This window comes from Pseudoalteromonas sp. NZS11_1 (assembly GCF_015864275.1).
Taxonomy (GTDB): domain Bacteria; phylum Pseudomonadota; class Gammaproteobacteria; order Enterobacterales; family Alteromonadaceae; genus Pseudoalteromonas; species Pseudoalteromonas arctica.
Window position 1 is genome coordinate 1 of the sequence record NZ_JADYXK010000022.1, and the last position, 16385, is coordinate 16385.

Consider the following 16385-nt stretch of genomic DNA (forward strand, 5'->3'; position numbering starts at 1 on the left):
ATAACGAAGCTGTTAAACCAAAATACTTAAATTACACTGAGATATTGGGTTTTAAAATTCCTTTAGTGTGGTGTTCGTTAGCTATGTTAATTGGCCTAATATTTCATGAAGTTGTAGAAGCAATTTTAGTACCGCCGCTAACGTTATTGATGGTTTATATTTGTCATAAAATAACCAGTTTTTTCCTGAGCTTTCAGGAACACAGTGGGATTTTGAGTGAGAAAGTTTATGGTGTGATAATTAGATTCATTTGGTTTAGTGCTGTACTTGGATTTTTCATATCTCTTTTTAGTGCCGCTTTTGAATCTGTAAACAACGAAGTAAATTTTGAATTTTTCAATGGTGTTTTTAGTATTGTCTATTTTGGTTTTGCTTTGGCAGCGGCTAATAAGTGGGGTAAAACCTATGTTCCCAAACATTAGCGTAATATGTGCGTATAACAAAAACATCAACTGGGAAACTACTCGCTGTAAAGCGCTCGTATTTTCCAGTTATATTAAGCGTTATGTGGTATGGAGTCAGCATTGAGTCAATTTGAACTAATTATAGGGTTGATAATCTGGGTATGGATATTCGTAAGCTCATTTCTGTTTAATTATTTGGAAAATAGTTGCATTGATAACATGCAAAAACATTCAGACTCAGAAATAGAGAACCCAAGTAAAAATTCTTGGATAAACCCTTTTGGTGGTTTTAAAAATTTATTGTTTTTTATTACCTATAAGCCTAAAACTTCTGACTCTACAGGTTTTGTTGTAGCGGCTAAAAATGGGAAAGTATTACAAGCGGTGTACTTCATTCAACTTATTTGTGTTGTTGGTGTATTTATAGCTTTTAAAGCTTAATAAAATTTACAGTACACTGCCACATAACAAGCACTTCAAACGGAACAAAAACAGTTGGTTAGGTTCCGCTTCGCTTCACATTTTAACCAACTATTTTTGTCCGCTTAAGTGGGCGTTAGCACTATCAGAGGTTCTATTGAAAGTTGAGAGTATTCGAGAATGCGAAAACGGTGAGTTTGTAGCAGATATACACCTTGAAAATGGTGAACACTATTTCACAACCGAATACTTTTCTACTTTTAAAAAAGCAGATGAATGGGTTACACCTTGGTGTGAGTGGGCGAATAAAGTTTCTTTTGGGACTATCGATAGCGTTTATTATATTATTCAGGTACCAGACTCTTGGGCTGGACCACCTAAAAATGCACACCCTTTACATGGGCTATTTATAAAGATTGGTAGATCTAAAAATGTACTCCAGCGTTTACAAAATTTACAAACTGGTACGTATGGCCAATTAATTATTGGCGCATTAGAACCAGGAGGCTCTGCTAGAGAGGCTGAATTACACCAAAAGTTTTCTCATCTAAGAAGACAAGGCGAATGGTTTTCTTGTAATGAACCTCTTTTTAAACATGTTTTTCGTGCATGGTATAAAAATAAAATGCTTCCTCCTGAGCACCAAGAGAAAATGCAAATACTTGCGCAGCGTAGTAATGATTACCGTATTATGCGTGATCTAATTGGTGGAGCACCTGATACAGTAAATCCATCGCTTGACGATGAATGGCACGGAACAACTTTTGTAGATCTAGTATATAGTTCTTTGGCAAAGTCGTTAAAATAGTGCTAACAAGACGATCCAATAAGGACAAAAAACAGTTAGTTTTGCTCCAGCGTGAATTACAGTGACACCCAATCTAAATCTTGTAATGCTTTAAAAACGCTTAGGGTTAATTAAAGGAGATCATTTTTTAATTGAATTTGGCTGTTGGAGTTATTTTACAGTCTCGTTAGTTGCCAAGGATAATAATGAGAACATTTCAGCTTTTAGGTTTTATACTTGCGATTGTTGGGTTTATTTTAGGCTACGTGATGCTAGCCCCAATTGATGGTGAAGCATCCGACGCTTCAGCAGGAGGTACAGGCATAGGCATTATGTTTATGGTGTTACCTATACTTGGTTGGTCTGCGTTAATATTAGTGCCCTCTTCAGTAGCATTGTTCAACCATGAAGTAAGAGAACGCACTTATTTCAGAGGCAATTTTTGGCTAAACCTTTGGAAAGTAAACCTAATTATTTCTTTTGGATATATTGCCGTTGTCTTATATTTTGCTTACATATGGTTTAAGGGCAGCATTGGCAATTAATAAGACTTTAAATGCGTAATACCTTTAATTCATTCTTACCTACTAACACCTAACCCAAACTAAGTACTAATAACCATCAGGTTTAACACCATTAGCATTAAACCTGACAGCCCGAACTCAACCAATCAACGTTAATTAGTCGGCATTAAATAAATCTCGCGTACGCTGTTGCGCTGGTTTGCTTCAATAGCAAACAATACCGCGTCGGCTACATCTTGTGGGTCGAGTTTGTCGGGTTTTGCTTCATCAAAAAACGGGGTGTTTACCATACCTGGTGCTATGGTTGTGCAGCGGCCGTTCCAATCGCTCATTTCCTCAGCTAAGTTTTGTCCAAAGCCATAAGCAAACCATTTAGTTGCCCCGTAAATAGAGCCTCCTAATGGCTTACGACCAGCAGCTGAGCTGGTTAATATAAAGTGACCTTTATTTTGGCGTAAATGCGGCAGGGTTAATTTTGCAGTCCACAGTAGGGCTTTAATGTTTATATCAATCATGGTTGACCACTCATCTGGGTCACCTTTTTCGGTGCCTGCGGTTGAAACGCCCATACCTGCATTAGCAAAGGCTACGTCTAATCGACCAAACTTTTCAATGCCTTTGGTAACCACGCTTTCAAGTGCGGTAAAGTCGGTTGCATCTGCAGCTACGCTCAGTGCGTTATTTGAGCCTAGCGACTCAACTAACTCCGTTAACTTATCTTCGCGTCTAGCGGTAAGTATTACTTTATGGCCGTTGTTAACAAGGGTTTTTGCGGTTGCTTCGCCAATGCCACTTGAAGCACCAGTTATAAGTACTATTTTTTCTTTTGCCATAGATGACCTCTTTAATGAACGTTAAAAACTTAAAATCACCATACCAATAAACGATTAACCTACATTGAATAGTCGCTATAAATTAGCCATAAATGGCGGTGTTTTATATTCTAATAACCATGGTTTTTAGGCCGTTATTAAAATTGGAATAAGTGATTAAAAAAGGTAGGTTTAAATTTTTTATTCTATATACTCGCGCCACTTCTTTTGAAGTCGGTTTTTATTAGATTTAACCATTATTTTGCTGAGTTTCAGCCACATTTATCGGAACAAACATGAAAGATAAACTTTTAGCGTTTTGGCAAAGCCATTCAGAAACAATCATCACTTTAGGGTACAAAGTGGTTTTAGCGTTGGTGATTTTAGTTGCGAGTGCCTTAATTGCACGATCGGTTAAAAAAGCGATTAAAAACTCTAAATCGCCATTAAAAAGAGTGGATAGTACGCTGCTTCCTCTTTTATCGAGTATTGCTGGTTATTTAGTTTATATAATTGGTGGGCTATTTATTTTAGATATTTTTGGCGTTAATACGGCCAGTTTAATTGCGCTAATGGGTGCTGCTGGTTTAGCGATTGGTTTAGCCCTTAAAAATACGCTGAGCAATATTGCTGCGGGTATTATGCTGCTAATACTCAGACCTTTTAAAATAGGCGACTTTGTTGATGCCAGTGGCACGCTTGGTACTGTGAGTGAAATAAACTTGTTTACCACTATTTTTAAAACCACCGACGGTCTTTATATCGCATCGCCTAACGGCAAAGTGTGGGGTGGCAATATTAAAAACTTTACCCGTAATGGCAAAAGACGAATGGACATAGTGGTGGGGATTTCGTATGCCGACTCTATTGACGTTGGCTTAAATGTACTTAAAGAATTAGCTGCATCAGAGAGCCGATTACTTGCAGAGCCTGCACCTAAAGTAATGGTGACATCAATAGGCGAAAGCGCAGTGAACATTCAATTACGTGCGTGGACTGTTAATGGTGATTATTGGCAAACTGTGTGGGATTTAAATAAACGCGTTAAAGAAGCAATTGAAGGTGCTGGGCTGAGTATTCCGTTTCCGCAGCGTACGCTGCATATATCTGAGTCTATGGCGTCGGCAATAACTGTTAACAAAGATGCTTAAATATGTATTAACATAAACACAAATAAAAATAGCGAGCCTTGGCTCGCTATTTTTGTATTAGCCGTAGTATTAGCCTTTGTGTTAACTGAGGTATTAACCTTCTAATTGAAAGTCGTACACTGAGCCTAAATTAAGTAGCTGCGTTAGCTCATCAAGTGCTTGGTAGCTTTCAGTTAATAGGGCTGAGTCTGCAAAGTCACTTGCGCCTAATTTGTCGCGGTAGTTACGTTTTGCCCAGTCACACAGTTGTGTGTATTTAGTATCAGTTAAAATAACCTCTGGGTTTACTGCAGCAAGTTCTTGCTCGTTAAGGGCTACACGTAAACGCAAACAAGCTGGGCCGCCGCCATTTTGCATACTTTGGCGTAAATCAAAAAACTGCACTTGGTTTACTGGGTTATCTGCCATGATCATTTCTTCAATGTAGGCGTTAACCGCGCTGTTGCGTTTACATTCTTGTGGTGCCACTAACAGCATTGAACCATCTTCAAGGCTCACTAGCTGGCTATTAAATAAGTAACTACTTACAGCATCGGTAATGCTTACTTTATCGGTAGGTACTTCAATAATATAAAATTCTTTATTGCCCACATACGCTTCGCGAATATCTTGCAGTGCCAAAGCTTGGTTTAAAAATGCTTGCTGGTGGCACAGTAATACGTTGGCGTTACCTACTGCAATTACATCGTTATGAAACACACCTTGGTCTATTACGTCTGGATTTTGCTGTAGTAAAATTTGGCTTGAATCTTTTAAGTTATGTAAGCGACAAATTGCTTCTGAGGCTTCGAGAGTTTGCCTTGCAGGAAATTTAGCTGGTTTTGGTAATTGGCTATTAAACGCGCTGGCACCAAATACAAACATTTCAAGGCCTTGCTCGCCGTGGCTGTCACAAAAACGAGTATGGTTTGCTGCACCTTCGTCGCCAAAAAAGCCTTGGTCTGGCAAATGGGTATGGTGCGCAAAGTATTTGTCATTGTTAAACATCGCTTTTAATAAGCGTGTAGTGGTTGCAGGCTCTAATGAACGATGAAACTTATTATTTAAATTAGCTGAAGTAAAATGTACTTTGCCGTCGGTTGTATCAGGTGATGGCGATACCGTAGCGGCATTGGCTGTCCACATTGCTGACGCTGAATAACACGCGCGTAATAAAATAGGATCTGCTTTAAATGCTTTATGAATTACTTGTGCATCATTACCGGTAAAGCCTAAGCGGCGCAGTACGTTTAAGTCGGGGCGCGCATGAGGGGCAAATACACCTTGAGTTAGGCCTTTGTCGTGCATGGCTTTCATTTTTTCAAGGCCTTGCAGTACTGCCTCTTGAGGATTTGAAAAGCTTGCTGCGTTATTTAACGAGGCAACATTACCATACGATAAACCAGCGTAGTTGTGAGTAGGGCCAACTAAGCCATCAAAATTAACTTCCAAAGCGTGCATACACGTTCCAACTAAAAATTTTCAATAGGATGCAACAATACAACGCATTAGGGCTGCTTGCAAAGTTATAAACGCAGTGTTTTTACTAATTTTTTCGACGTTTTTAAATGTGGAGTTTATTACAAAGGGGTTGTTTTTATATTGAACGATTAATTTGAAGTTTAATTAAAATGTACACATAAATTTCATAGTGTGCAAAAGCTTAGCCTAAAGTAGGTTTATACATTTAAGCTTTATGCCAAGCCTTTACACAATACGATGCTACTTAACATAGACGCGCTCTTTGTCAGCGGTGGTATGGGTATTTGTTGGATCATTAACTTGCCAAACGCTGATGTCTAAGCGCCATAAAAGGTAAAGGGTATGGTATAAGTTGAACATGGTTTTTCCTTGGTATTTTCACTGAACACATCAGTTTATAGGAAGAAGTATGCCAACATTAACTTGAATATTTTATGAATAGAAATCAGGTATTTAGTATTTAAGTATAAATGCGTACTAAAGCATTAGCACCAAAGCGGTGAAGTATTACTAAAAGATGCACCAGTGTGGTGTGTCTTTAACAAAAAGCCCTGCAACTATTAGATCACTTAAATGTGCAAGGCTTTTTTAAAAATGTAGTCACTTAAAAAGTAAACTAGCGGCCTACTTTTCCTTTTACTAAAGGCTCGAACGACATTACTTTAAACTTACCGTGGCTTTGATTTTTGCCATTATTAAGTACAGGCGAATTATGTAAATCGTCTACGGTAAAATATATTTTATGATCGGCTCCGTAACTAAAACCATCAGGCCAGCTCAAACGTTCGTCTTTAAATAATACTTCGTAGTCGCCAGTGGGTTTAACTACGCCAATTGCGCCATTGGTTATGTCGGTTACATATACGTTACCGCCGCCATCAACAATAATACCATCTGAAATTGGCTTAGTGCCGTAACGCGTAACTTTGTCTTCAAGCGCTTTAGCCGAAAGGCTCTTGTTATTTATATCGCTGGTGGCAATGCGGTAAACCGACGTGCCCGACATAGAGCCAAAGTAAAGCCAGTCTTCGTTAGGGTCAAGCGTGATTGGGTTAACACCTAAACGGGCAGGTTGTCCGCCAATGCTCATTGTGCGCCCATCAATAACCATATCGATATTTTCGGCTGTGGTGTAATGACTATTTTGTAATACTCTGCGTGCGACACCTGTTTTAAGGTTTACGGTAATAATAGCGGCTTGGTTGCCTTGTGCTGTGTCGGCAATGTATACAACGCCATGCTTATTATCGATGACTAAATCGTTTAAAAATGAGGTGTCGGTAATGGTTGGTTTAGCCAGATAAATAATTTTATGCAGTTGCTCTTTGTTTGTATCCCAGCCTACTAAGCGCCCAGCGTGATCGGGCCCTGAAGTGTCGAGCATCCATAACACACCATCACTTGATACGTTTATGCCAAGTACATCGTAAAAACCTTTACCGTTATTGTACGCGTATGCCCACTCTTCATTAGGGTAGGGCTTAGTTGTACCATCGCTTAAAAGCTCCATAATTTTTTGCTTTTGGCCAAAAAAACCGTGCACAGATAAAAACTTTCTGCCCGATGGGGTAATAGCAATGTTACCCGGTGGGTGCTGCGCATCAAATGTGGCTACTGTTTTTAAATCAGCATTTTGATTAGCAGTATTAGCAATTACTGCGTTACTACCTAAAAGTGCCGTGCTACACGCCGCAGCTAATAGTAATTTTTTAATATGAGTCATTTTTAAAACCTTTTAAAACACGTTTATTGTTTAAAAATTAAGAGCCTAATCGGCTAAGTCGTTTACTACTAAATCGAGCAGCTGCATCAACTGCTTCGCTTGTGTTGCATCTACACTATCAAATTTACATAAAATATTTTTAGGAATATCGGCTGCTTTTAACTTAAGTGATTGGCCATGCTGGGTTAGCTGGACTAGGCGTTTGCGTTTGTCGTGCTCATCTTTAATAACAGCCAGTAATGATTTGTCGCTCATTTTTTTGAGTATTTGGGTCATTGCACCGCCGTCTATCGCGGTTTTATCTATTAGCCCTGCAATTGTTATTTCGTCTTGCTCCCACAGCGCCATCATTACTACGTATTGCGGGTAAGTTAAATTTAGCTCGTTTAAAGGCTCGCGATACGCACGCGCAATGCTGTTAGATGCCATATATAACCGATGGCATAACTGATTTTTTAACTTTAATTGCTCAAACGGCATAACGTTATCCTTTATTTCGATACATGCTATTTTAATTTGCATGCAAAGTATTTGCAATCTCTAATTACTTGATCTATTATTTTGCACACAAACTAAATTGATTGATATTTTAAAACTTTGGAGTTCATTATGAATGTATTACAAAACGTAGCTTACACAGCAAAAGCAACTGCAACTGGTGGCCGTGAAGGCGTAGCTAAATCTGATGATGGTCGTTTAGATGTAAATTTATCAACACCTAAAGGTTTAGGCGGAGACGACGGACAAGGCACTAACCCAGAGCAATTATTTGCCGCAGGTTATGCAGCATGTTTTATTGGCGCACTTAAATTTGTAGCAGGTAGCGAAAAAATAGATTTACCAAGCGACACACATATTAATTCTGAAGTGTCTATTGGTGCTATTGAAGGCGGTTTTGGTATTGCGGTAAAACTAGCTGTATCACTAGGTGATATGGATAAAGCTGCAGCGCAAACGCTTGTAGATAAAGCACACCAAGTATGCCCATATTCAAACGCAACACGTGGCAATATTGAAGTAGAGCTTTCAGTTATTTAATAACTAAATAAAGAAAAGTTATAAAAGCACACAACGACAATTAGTCGTTGTGTGCTTTTTTGCGTTTAAGGCATAAAAATTAAATATACGATAAAACGTATATTCACTATTCCATATGTTGTTGTTTTGTTTTATTGTGTATGCATAAGCACAGTGAGGACAGTATGGAACAATTCAACCCACTTCAATTTTATAAATGCCTAGCGGACGATACACGTTTAAAAGCAATGCTGCTAATTAGCCACGAAGAAGAGCTGTGTGTATGCGAGCTTGTTGCTGCACTTAAATTAAGCCAACCTAAGGTATCTCGACATTTAGCACAGTTAAGACAATGCGGATTATTGAGCGACCGTAAACAAAATCAATGGGTGTACTACAGTATTAACAAAGCACTGCCAGAGTGGGCTAAAAATGTATTAACGCAAACGCTTACTGCTAACTCTTCATTTTATCAAAACGATTTAACGCGCTTAAACGCTATGGGTAATCGCCCTGAACGTGCAGCTAGCTGTTGTAACTAACTAATAAATTAACTTATTAAAGGTATTTAATTATGACTATTAAAGTAGGTATTAACGGTTTTGGCCGTATGGGACGTTTAACACTGCGTGCAGCAGTTGATTGGCCAGAAATAGAGTTTATTAAAGTAAATGATGTAGCGGGCGATGCTAAAACACACGCACATTTAATTGAGTTTGACTCAGTACACGGGCGCTTAGCACAACAGGTTTCTAGTGATGATAATAGCTTTAGTGTGGGTAAGCACACGATTGCAGTTACCAACAACAAAACCATAAATGAAACTGATTGGTCAGATTGCGATGTAGTAATAGAGGCCAGCGGTAAAATGAAAACCACTGAGCTGTTAAATCAATATTTAGCGCAAGGTGTTAAGCGTGTTGTGGTAACAGCACCAGTAAAAGAAGACGGTATTTTAAATGTAGTAATGGGTGTAAACGATGACCTATATAACCCAAGTGAGCATAAAATTGTTACAGCTGCTTCTTGCACAACTAACTGTTTAGCGCCAATAGTAAAAGTACTCCAAGAAAAAGTGGGTATTAAGCACGGCTCAATGACTACTATTCACGACATTACTAATACCCAAACGATTATTGATGCCCCTCATAAAGATTTACGCCGTGCGCGTTCGTGCGGTACTAGTTTAATTCCTACTACAACCGGTAGTGCAACGGCTATTACGCATATTTTCCCTGAGCTTAAGGGGAAATTAAACGGCCATGCTGTGCGTGTACCTCTTACTAACGCGTCAATTACCGATTGTGTTTTTGAGCTAGAGCGAGGTGTTACACAAGATGAAGTAAACACTTGGTTTAAAAACGCCGCAAATAACGAGCTAAAAGACATTTTAGGCTACGAAGAAAGACCGCTTGTATCTATAGATTATAAAACAGATCCACGTAGCTGCACCATAGATGCGCTTTCAACTATGGTAATTAACAACACTCAGCTTAAATTATACGCTTGGTATGATAACGAATGGGGTTATGCAAACCGTACCGCTGAGCTAATGCTTAAAGTTGCACAAAGTGATTTGGTTTAATCTCGTTTAAAAAGGTTTAAATTCATGCTTGCGCAGTTGGCTAATTTACCAAGCTCTATAAAACAATATTTAATAATTACCGGTAATTACTGGGCATTTACTTTAACTGATGGTGCATTGCGCATGCTGGTGGTGCTGTACTTTCATCAGTTGGGATATGGCGCATTTGCGATAGCCATGTTGTTTTTGTTTTATGAAATTTTTGGCGTAATCACCAATTTAATAGGTGGTTGGCTAGGAGCACATTTAGGGTTAAATAAAACCATGAATGTAGGGCTTGGGCTGCAGCTTGTAGCTTTAGCTATGCTTTGCGTGCCTGGGGATTGGCTAACCGTTGCCTATGTTATGGCAGCGCAAGCACTGAGTGGCATAGCTAAAGACTTAAATAAAATGAGCGCAAAAAGCGCCATTAAGTATTTAGTACCACAAGACGATGCAGGGCAAAGCCAATTATATAAATGGATTGCCATACTTACAGGCTCTAAAAATGCATTAAAAGGAGTGGGCTTTTTTTTAGGTGGCTTGCTACTTACCGTATTTGGTTTTGTGGGGGCATTAATAAGCCTAATTCTTTTACTCAGTGTTGCGTGGGTTATTAGTTTAACTTTTTTAAAAGGCGATATTGGTAAAGCTAAAAACAAACCTAAGTTTAAAGAATTATTTTCTAAATCGCGGGCAATCAATTTACTTAGTGCAGCGCGTTTATGCTTGTTTGCGGCGCGCGATGTATGGTTTGTGGTTGCATTGCCGGTTTACTTAGCCGCTCAGTTTAACTGGGATCACTGGTGGGTAAGCGGCTTTATGGCTTTGTGGGTTATTGCGTATGGGCTTGTGCAATCGCAAGCACCGCGTATAACTGGGCAAGGTGATTCAAATTCACATTCAGTCAAAAAAGCGTATTGGTGGGTTGCTCTATTAAGTGGCGTAACTGGCATTTTAGCGTTGTTGATGCAATTTGATGTAGCGGTACATTTTACGCTTGTAATCGGTTTACTTATTTTTGGTGGTGTATTTGCTGTAAATTCATCGCTGCATAGTTACTTAATAGTAAGTTTTGCTAAAAACGATGGGGTGTCGCTCGACGTTGGCTTTTATTATATGGCTAATGCGATAGGGCGTTTGCTTGGTACGGTGCTTTCTGGCTGGGTTTTTCAAGTATATGGGCTTAGTGCGTGTTTATGGGTAAGTGTGTGTTTATTAATTGCAGCCTCAATTACAACGGCACGTTTAGCTAAACTTTAAAAAACTCAACGTATTGTATTAAATTCAATTTGTTTAACGATATTCATAGCTTCATTGATTAGATCTACTAAACTGTACCAGTAGTTTTAATTTAAAGGGTGTGATGAATGCGAGAAATATCGTTAGCAAAAAAGTTACTCTGGCTTAGCGTCGGCAGTATATTTATAACTGTACTAGTGCTATCAGGCATTTTGTGGTGGCAGTTATCATCAAGTAATAAGCAGTTAGCGACCAAATCCGAAGAGTACATTACTGTAGAAGTAGAAGAAAAGCTTAATGCTCATGCGGCTGGATACGGAGAAAAAATTGCTGGCTTTATTAATGAAGCTTACCGTGTTCCTTATTCATTAGCGGCACTACTTGGCGATGCAGCAAAACAAAGCACTTTAGACCGAGATACAGTTGTCAGTATAAATAAAGCGGTTTTAGAACAAAACACTCTCTTATCATCTATTTATTCTCAATTTGAACCGAACGCTTTTGATGGGCAAGATTCTCAATATCAACAAGGGTATAAGCATTCAGTAGATAGTGCTGGTACGTTAGAGGTATATATAACTCGCGATCAAAAAGGCGTAATTGAACAACAAAAAGTAGCGAATGCTGCCGATAAATATATTACCTCTTTAAATGAATTTGGTATTCGTGAAGCGCAGTGGTATTTGTGCGCAAAAGACACACTTAAGCCTTGTATTATGGAACCGTATTTATACGAAATTCCATCGGGCGATTCGGTAATGCTAACTTCGTTAACCGTGCCTATTTTAAAGTCAGGCCAGTTTATTGGTTTAGCAGGCGTTGATTTAACTCTACCAACCTTTCAAGTAATGACTGAGCAGCTTTCTAAGCAGCTTTACAATGGTCAAGCTAAAGTAACCTTATTAAGTGATTTAGGTTTAGTTGTAGGCAGCAGTCATTATAAATCTAAATTAGGGCGCCCAATTAAAGAGGCTGTTAGTTCTACTATATTTAATGATATTGAAAAGTCTAAAGGGCAAAGCGGTATTTTTAAAACAAATAGTGAATATTTAGTAAATTATCCAATTGATATAAAACTAGCAAACACTCAGTGGTCATTAATCATAGAAGTACCTACAGACCTAGCACTTGCAGGGCCTGAAGCGCTAGAAAAAAACATGCAAGAAACAGCAGCATCACTCGGGTTTATTATTTTAATTACAGGCTTAATAATTGCTGTGGTTGCTTTTGTTATTATGAAATTAGTAATTGCAGGTGTAATAGCGCCGCTACAACAAATTCAACAGCGGGTTGATAACCTCGCAAGTTCTGAGGGTGATTTAACGCATACATTGCATGTTGATAGCCACGCAGAACTTATTGCATTAGCTGGTGGGTTTAATCGATTTTTAGCAAAACTACGTGATTTAATTTCTGAACTAAAAGCGGTGTCTGAGCAAACTAAACAGCAAGGCGAAATAGCACAACACATCGCTATTGATACTAAGCATAATGTTCAATCTCAATTTCAAGAAATTGAAAGTGTGGTAACGGCTATGAACGAAATGAGCGCAACAGCACTCGAAGTCGCCAGAGCATCAGAGCAATCAGCCCAACAAGCCGATGAAATAAATAGCTTGGTAGTAAGCAGTGAGTCGAGCTTATCGTCAGCGATGACACAAGTTAAAACGATGTCTGAAGAAATTAAAGAAGCAAACCAAGCAGTTGAAAAAGTCGCTTCGCGTAGTAAAGACATTACGCAAATATTAGATGTAATTCGTACTATTTCAGAACAAACAAACTTACTTGCACTTAACGCAGCCATTGAAGCTGCGCGCGCTGGTGAGCACGGGCGAGGCTTTGCCGTTGTTGCTGATGAAGTACGTGCACTTGCTTCTAAAACGCGTTCATCAACAGATGACATAAGCCAGTTAATTGATAGTTTATTATCTGAAGTAGGTAACGCATCTACCGTTATTGAAAAAGGCGTAGTACGTGCACAAAATGCCGTTGATGAAACATCGGTAGCTTTTGATGCTCTGCACAGTGTTGTTGTTAAAGTTGATGAAATAACCAATCAAATTACACATATTGCCACCGCTGCTGAAGAGCAAAGCTTAGTGACTGAAGAAATAAACCGTAATTTAACGCTTATATCTGATGCCGCATCGCAGCTTGCTGACTTATCTACACAAGCAGGGGATAGCAGCGAAGCGCTTAATGCACTTGTTGCCCAGCAAGATAATGAGCTAAATAAGCTTAAAACGTAACTTATAAATTAAGTTTTAAGCACAAAAAAATGGCCAGTTAATACTGGCCATTTTTATTTAGTAAAATAAGTATAACTTGTTGAGAATGCTCGATAACTGCTATTTATAACTTTTTAATCAACATAAACATTTGGTTGATCATTGGCTCAGCAAATTGATCTACATTAGGACGATTAAAATAACCGCGTAAACCTGTAAATTGCACCTGAAAAAAGCGCGCATATTCAACAGCGGTCAACGTATTACTTAACTCATCTTTGTTTATTGCTTGTGTAAACAACTGCGTTAAATAAGCTTCAAATTGAGCTGTTAAATCTAAGCTTAGCTCATATAGATTTGAGTCTTTTTCTGCAAACTCGCTGTTTGCTTTAACCAGCATACAAATAGCGCTTGGGCTGCAATCTTTTGTTTTAATTACCACGTTTTCAACAAATGCACGTAACCCACCAAGTACTGTATCTGCACTTGATAGAAACCCCTCTATTTGGGTTTTCATTTGTACTGTGTAATCTTTCAGCGATTCGCAATATAGACCTTCTTTAGAGCCAAACGCAGAGTAAATACTACCCGGGCGCATATTAACGGCTTCTTGTAAGTCACGCGTTGAGGTTGCATGAAAACCTTTTTGCCAAAATAGCTGACTAGCAACGCGAACTACATTCTCGCGTTCAAATTTAACCTTATTAGCCATATCATTCTCAATCAATTTGAACATTTGCTCAATTTTAACTTGAACAGTCGCTCAAAATCAAATACTATGTGTCTCGAAGTTACTTAAAACTATTAATTATTAGGAGCTAACCATGGCCGAATTTACTTTATACACTCAAGAAAACGCATCAGAAGAAGCAAAACCGTTACTAGCTGATTCAGTAGCAGCATTTGGTATGCTTCCTAACTTACATGCAGTAATGGCTGAAGCACCAACATTACTTAAAGGTTACCAAGTACTGCATGAGCTGTTTCAAAAAACATCATTCAATGCAGAAGAGCTAACAGTAGTATGGCAATCAATTAACGTTGAGCACGCATGTCATTACTGTGTTCCTGCTCACAGTGGTATTGCAGCGGCAATGAAAGTTGATCAAGGTATTGTTGACGCACTTGTAAACAAAACACCACTTGAAAACCCTAAGCTAGAAACTCTTCGTGAAACTACACTCGCAATGACACGTGAACGTGGCGTGATCAGCGATGAGCAAATCGAAAAATTCTTTGCAGCAGGTTACGGTAAGCAACAACTACTTGAAATTATTGTAGGCTTGTCTCAAAAAGTAATGAGCAACTACACTAATCACCTTGCTGATACACCAGTAGACGCTGCATTTAAAAAATACGTAAAATAAATACAATTTTATAAATGACAAAAGGCAGCCTAGGCTGCCTTTTTTGTGCTTATAAATCGCGGCTATTTAAATTTAACCGTTTTTGTACTGCGTGTATAAATACGTTGTTCGGGCTTTGTCCACTCACCCTTTTTAAGGTAAGAGGTCGATACAATAAACTTATCGTCTTTTAAATCACTAGTAGATTTAACCTTAGTCACTCCCTCTTTACTGCCTGTTACTTCCTCATAGGCTACAAATTGAGTAGGGCTTAATACCGTTATTGTGCCTTTAGTGTAAAATCCTGCCGTAGTGAAATAATAAAATACGAGTGACTTCCTTTTGCTATCATAAAAAATCATCGACTCACCGCCATACTCACCCTCGTTAATCGAGTGCATGGTACGAATAGCTTTACCGTTTAAAGCGCGTTCCCAACGGCCAACATCTTGTATTTTTTTAGCGCCTTCTGGTACTTTAAAGTCTGCTTGCCACGTTCCTAAGTAAGGTTTAAACACTTCTAGGTCTTTATCAAGGTTACTGGCATTTTCATTAGCAAAGCTACTAAATGTGCATAAACATAATGCGAAGAATAGCGATTTAAAATATGTCATAATTTGGCTCTCGTTGTTAGGCTCTTATAAGCCCAGTATAGGTGATAATTAATTGATAAAGAAAATATTAATCACGTTCTCATTGCTTTATTTAGCTGCCATTTGGTTAGCTTACCCTCTGCAATACTTACCTGTTTATATACCAATATATGTACCTGGTTATATAAGTGTATTAAGTGCTATCACTTTTTTAATGTACGCGTGGGATAAGCGACAAGCTAGGCGTTCTTCACATACAAAAGTAAACCGCACGCCAGAGCGTACACTGCAACTACTTGCATTATTTGGAGGATGGCCGGGGGCATTACTTGCTCAACAATTACTTCGTCATAAATCGCAAAAGCGACGTTTTATTATTGTGTTGTGGTTATGTATTTTAATTAATGTAGGATGCAGTATTGTCGCTATTTATTTTCCGGATTTATTGTTAGGTTAAAGTATAAATAGGAAAAGGACTTTTTATGACCAATACAAGATCGGCTGGCGTGACTTTAACGCTTATTTTATTTTTATTAATACCAATGCAAGGATGTGCAGACATGTTTGGGTTCTTTAATAAACAAGACGTTACGTTGTCGTTGCCTGTAAAAGGCAGACTATTAAGTAATGGTGAACCCCAACAGGGCGTTAAAGTAACAAGAGAGCTGATTTATGGTGATACTTATATTGATGAAGCCATAAGTGATAACAATGGTTACTTTTATTTCGATAATAAAACAATACGCAGTTCAAAACCTTCAAGCATGTTTTTTAATAGCTCTTTGCTACAGAGTATTTATATTGAAAACAAAAAAGATGAAGATTCAATCTTGTGGTATACCACAATACAGTTCACCGAAGAGCAAGCACTGCTGTCTGATATATTAAATAACTTTGAATGCGAACTTAGTGAAGAGGCTAGAACGTACGATATACCGATAAAAAATACGAGTCAATTTTATACAGTTTATACGCGTTGTAATACCAATTCGCTTAATTAAGTGGTCTATTTTGAGGGCGGAAAAACGTGTTGATAGCTAGGCAAAAAATTCGCTATTTAGTTGTTCTAAATGAGAATTTTTTAACGCAGGTAGCGACACGTTTAGCCCCGCA

At 38.4% G+C, this 16385-nt stretch carries 19 protein-coding genes; 13 read left to right on the forward strand and 6 right to left on the reverse strand.

Annotated elements, in window-relative coordinates; all coding sequences use genetic code 11:
* The 4 genes from I6F44_RS14630 to I6F44_RS14645 all read left to right on the forward strand — a co-directional run.
* The coding region (locus I6F44_RS14630) for a hypothetical protein (protein ID WP_231612855.1) at nucleotides 1–422 on the forward strand (422 nt) is incomplete at its 5' end.
* Nucleotides 423–524: 102 nt separating this feature from the next.
* Entirely contained in the window at nucleotides 525–845 is a 321-nt protein-coding gene (locus tag I6F44_RS14635; RefSeq protein WP_145990803.1) for a hypothetical protein, read from the forward strand.
* Between the two features lie 136 nt (nucleotides 846–981).
* Entirely contained in the window at nucleotides 982–1632 is a 651-nt protein-coding gene (locus tag I6F44_RS14640; RefSeq protein WP_197174044.1) for a GIY-YIG nuclease family protein, read from the forward strand.
* A 185-nt stretch (nucleotides 1633–1817) separates the two neighbouring features.
* Nucleotides 1818–2156, forward strand: coding sequence for a hypothetical protein (locus I6F44_RS14645; protein ID WP_007586232.1), 339 nt, complete (start codon nucleotides 1818–1820; stop codon nucleotides 2154–2156).
* 131 nt (nucleotides 2157–2287) lie between these two features.
* Here I6F44_RS14645 and I6F44_RS14650 read toward each other — a convergent pair whose 3' ends face one another.
* Nucleotides 2288–2968 carry an SDR family oxidoreductase gene (locus I6F44_RS14650; protein ID WP_197174045.1) on the reverse strand — a complete coding sequence of 227 codons (681 nt, stop codon included), beginning with the start codon at nucleotides 2966–2968 and terminating at the stop codon, nucleotides 2288–2290.
* A gap of 275 nt (nucleotides 2969–3243) precedes the next feature.
* On the opposite strand from I6F44_RS14650, the gene I6F44_RS14655 reads away from it, so the two are divergent.
* Nucleotides 3244–4098, forward strand: a complete 855-nt coding sequence (locus I6F44_RS14655; protein ID WP_197174046.1) for a mechanosensitive ion channel family protein — start codon at nucleotides 3244–3246, stop codon at nucleotides 4096–4098.
* Nucleotides 4099–4191: 93 nt separating this feature from the next.
* Here I6F44_RS14655 and astB read toward each other — a convergent pair whose 3' ends face one another.
* The 3 genes from astB to I6F44_RS14670 all read right to left on the reverse strand — a co-directional run bounded on the left by astB (nucleotide 4192) and on the right by I6F44_RS14670 (nucleotide 7762).
* Nucleotides 4192–5538, reverse strand: a complete 1347-nt coding sequence (gene astB / locus I6F44_RS14660) for an N-succinylarginine dihydrolase (protein WP_004334492.1) — start codon at nucleotides 5536–5538, stop codon at nucleotides 4192–4194.
* Between the two features lie 637 nt (nucleotides 5539–6175).
* Nucleotides 6176–7282 carry an L-dopachrome tautomerase-related protein gene (locus I6F44_RS14665; RefSeq protein ID WP_197174047.1) on the reverse strand — a complete coding sequence of 369 codons (1107 nt, stop codon included), beginning with the start codon at nucleotides 7280–7282 and terminating at the stop codon, nucleotides 6176–6178.
* A 45-nt stretch (nucleotides 7283–7327) separates the two neighbouring features.
* Complete coding sequence (locus I6F44_RS14670) at nucleotides 7328–7762, reverse strand: MarR family winged helix-turn-helix transcriptional regulator (protein ID WP_197100905.1); 435 nt, start codon at nucleotides 7760–7762, stop codon at nucleotides 7328–7330.
* A 129-nt stretch (nucleotides 7763–7891) separates the two neighbouring features.
* On the opposite strand from I6F44_RS14670, the gene I6F44_RS14675 reads away from it, so the two are divergent.
* From I6F44_RS14675 to I6F44_RS14695, 5 genes are all read left to right on the forward strand, one after another.
* Entirely contained in the window at nucleotides 7892–8320 is a 429-nt protein-coding gene (locus I6F44_RS14675) for an organic hydroperoxide resistance protein (protein WP_024591541.1), read from the forward strand.
* Between the two features lie 164 nt (nucleotides 8321–8484).
* Nucleotides 8485–8841: a metalloregulator ArsR/SmtB family transcription factor gene (locus tag I6F44_RS14680; RefSeq protein WP_024591540.1), complete on the forward strand. Its 357-nt coding sequence runs from the start codon at nucleotides 8485–8487 to the stop codon at nucleotides 8839–8841.
* A 32-nt stretch (nucleotides 8842–8873) separates the two neighbouring features.
* On the forward strand, nucleotides 8874–9884 hold the full coding sequence (locus I6F44_RS14685) for an ArsJ-associated glyceraldehyde-3-phosphate dehydrogenase (RefSeq protein ID WP_197174048.1): 1011 nt from the start codon (nucleotides 8874–8876) through the stop codon (nucleotides 9882–9884).
* A gap of 24 nt (nucleotides 9885–9908) precedes the next feature.
* A complete protein-coding gene (arsJ, locus tag I6F44_RS14690) occupies nucleotides 9909–11126 on the forward strand; it encodes an organoarsenical effux MFS transporter ArsJ (protein ID WP_197174049.1) in 1218 nt (405 codons plus the stop codon).
* 107 nt (nucleotides 11127–11233) lie between these two features.
* Nucleotides 11234–13354 carry a methyl-accepting chemotaxis protein gene (locus tag I6F44_RS14695; RefSeq protein ID WP_197174050.1) on the forward strand — a complete coding sequence of 707 codons (2121 nt, stop codon included), beginning with the start codon at nucleotides 11234–11236 and terminating at the stop codon, nucleotides 13352–13354.
* 103 nt (nucleotides 13355–13457) lie between these two features.
* On the opposite strand, the gene I6F44_RS14700 is transcribed toward I6F44_RS14695, so the two are convergent.
* Entirely contained in the window at nucleotides 13458–14045 is a 588-nt protein-coding gene (locus I6F44_RS14700) for a TetR/AcrR family transcriptional regulator (RefSeq protein ID WP_197174051.1), read from the reverse strand.
* A gap of 112 nt (nucleotides 14046–14157) precedes the next feature.
* Between I6F44_RS14700 and I6F44_RS14705 the strand changes: the two genes are divergently transcribed.
* Entirely contained in the window at nucleotides 14158–14700 is a 543-nt protein-coding gene (locus I6F44_RS14705) for a carboxymuconolactone decarboxylase family protein (RefSeq protein WP_197174052.1), read from the forward strand.
* 62 nt (nucleotides 14701–14762) lie between these two features.
* On the opposite strand, the gene I6F44_RS14710 is transcribed toward I6F44_RS14705, so the two are convergent.
* Nucleotides 14763–15293 carry a hypothetical protein gene (locus I6F44_RS14710; protein WP_197174053.1) on the reverse strand — a complete coding sequence of 177 codons (531 nt, stop codon included), beginning with the start codon at nucleotides 15291–15293 and terminating at the stop codon, nucleotides 14763–14765.
* Between the two features lie 52 nt (nucleotides 15294–15345).
* On the opposite strand from I6F44_RS14710, the gene I6F44_RS14715 reads away from it, so the two are divergent.
* Nucleotides 15346–15729 carry a DUF1294 domain-containing protein gene (locus I6F44_RS14715; protein ID WP_197174054.1) on the forward strand — a complete coding sequence of 128 codons (384 nt, stop codon included), beginning with the start codon at nucleotides 15346–15348 and terminating at the stop codon, nucleotides 15727–15729.
* Between the two features lie 25 nt (nucleotides 15730–15754).
* Entirely contained in the window at nucleotides 15755–16273 is a 519-nt protein-coding gene (locus I6F44_RS14720) for a transthyretin-like family protein (protein ID WP_231612856.1), read from the forward strand.
* Nucleotides 16274–16385 lie beyond the last annotated feature (112 nt).

Excerpts from the sequence above, each read along its gene's own strand:
- I6F44_RS14685 (WP_197174048.1), top strand. The coding sequence starts at position 8,874 with ATGACTATTAAAGTAGGTATTAACGGTTTTGGCCGTATGGGACGTTTA.
- I6F44_RS14720 (WP_231612856.1), top strand. The coding sequence starts at position 15,755 with ATGACCAATACAAGATCGGCTGGCGTGACTTTAACGCTTATTTTATTT.
- I6F44_RS14675 (WP_024591541.1), top strand. The coding sequence starts at position 7,892 with ATGAATGTATTACAAAACGTAGCTTACACAGCAAAAGCAACTGCAACT.
- arsJ (WP_197174049.1), top strand. The coding sequence starts at position 9,909 with ATGCTTGCGCAGTTGGCTAATTTACCAAGCTCTATAAAACAATATTTA.
- I6F44_RS14650 (WP_197174045.1), bottom strand. The coding sequence starts at position 2,968 with ATGGCAAAAGAAAAAATAGTACTTATAACTGGTGCTTCAAGTGGCATT.
- I6F44_RS14655 (WP_197174046.1), top strand. The coding sequence starts at position 3,244 with ATGAAAGATAAACTTTTAGCGTTTTGGCAAAGCCATTCAGAAACAATC.
- I6F44_RS14645 (WP_007586232.1), top strand. The coding sequence starts at position 1,818 with ATGAGAACATTTCAGCTTTTAGGTTTTATACTTGCGATTGTTGGGTTT.
- astB (WP_004334492.1), bottom strand. The coding sequence starts at position 5,538 with ATGCACGCTTTGGAAGTTAATTTTGATGGCTTAGTTGGCCCTACTCAC.
- I6F44_RS14695 (WP_197174050.1), top strand. The coding sequence starts at position 11,234 with ATGCGAGAAATATCGTTAGCAAAAAAGTTACTCTGGCTTAGCGTCGGC.
- I6F44_RS14680 (WP_024591540.1), top strand. The coding sequence starts at position 8,485 with ATGGAACAATTCAACCCACTTCAATTTTATAAATGCCTAGCGGACGAT.
- I6F44_RS14670 (WP_197100905.1), bottom strand. The coding sequence starts at position 7,762 with ATGCCGTTTGAGCAATTAAAGTTAAAAAATCAGTTATGCCATCGGTTA.
- I6F44_RS14710 (WP_197174053.1), bottom strand. The coding sequence starts at position 15,293 with ATGACATATTTTAAATCGCTATTCTTCGCATTATGTTTATGCACATTT.
- I6F44_RS14665 (WP_197174047.1), bottom strand. The coding sequence starts at position 7,282 with ATGACTCATATTAAAAAATTACTATTAGCTGCGGCGTGTAGCACGGCA.
- I6F44_RS14700 (WP_197174051.1), bottom strand. The coding sequence starts at position 14,045 with ATGGCTAATAAGGTTAAATTTGAACGCGAGAATGTAGTTCGCGTTGCT.
- I6F44_RS14705 (WP_197174052.1), top strand. The coding sequence starts at position 14,158 with ATGGCCGAATTTACTTTATACACTCAAGAAAACGCATCAGAAGAAGCA.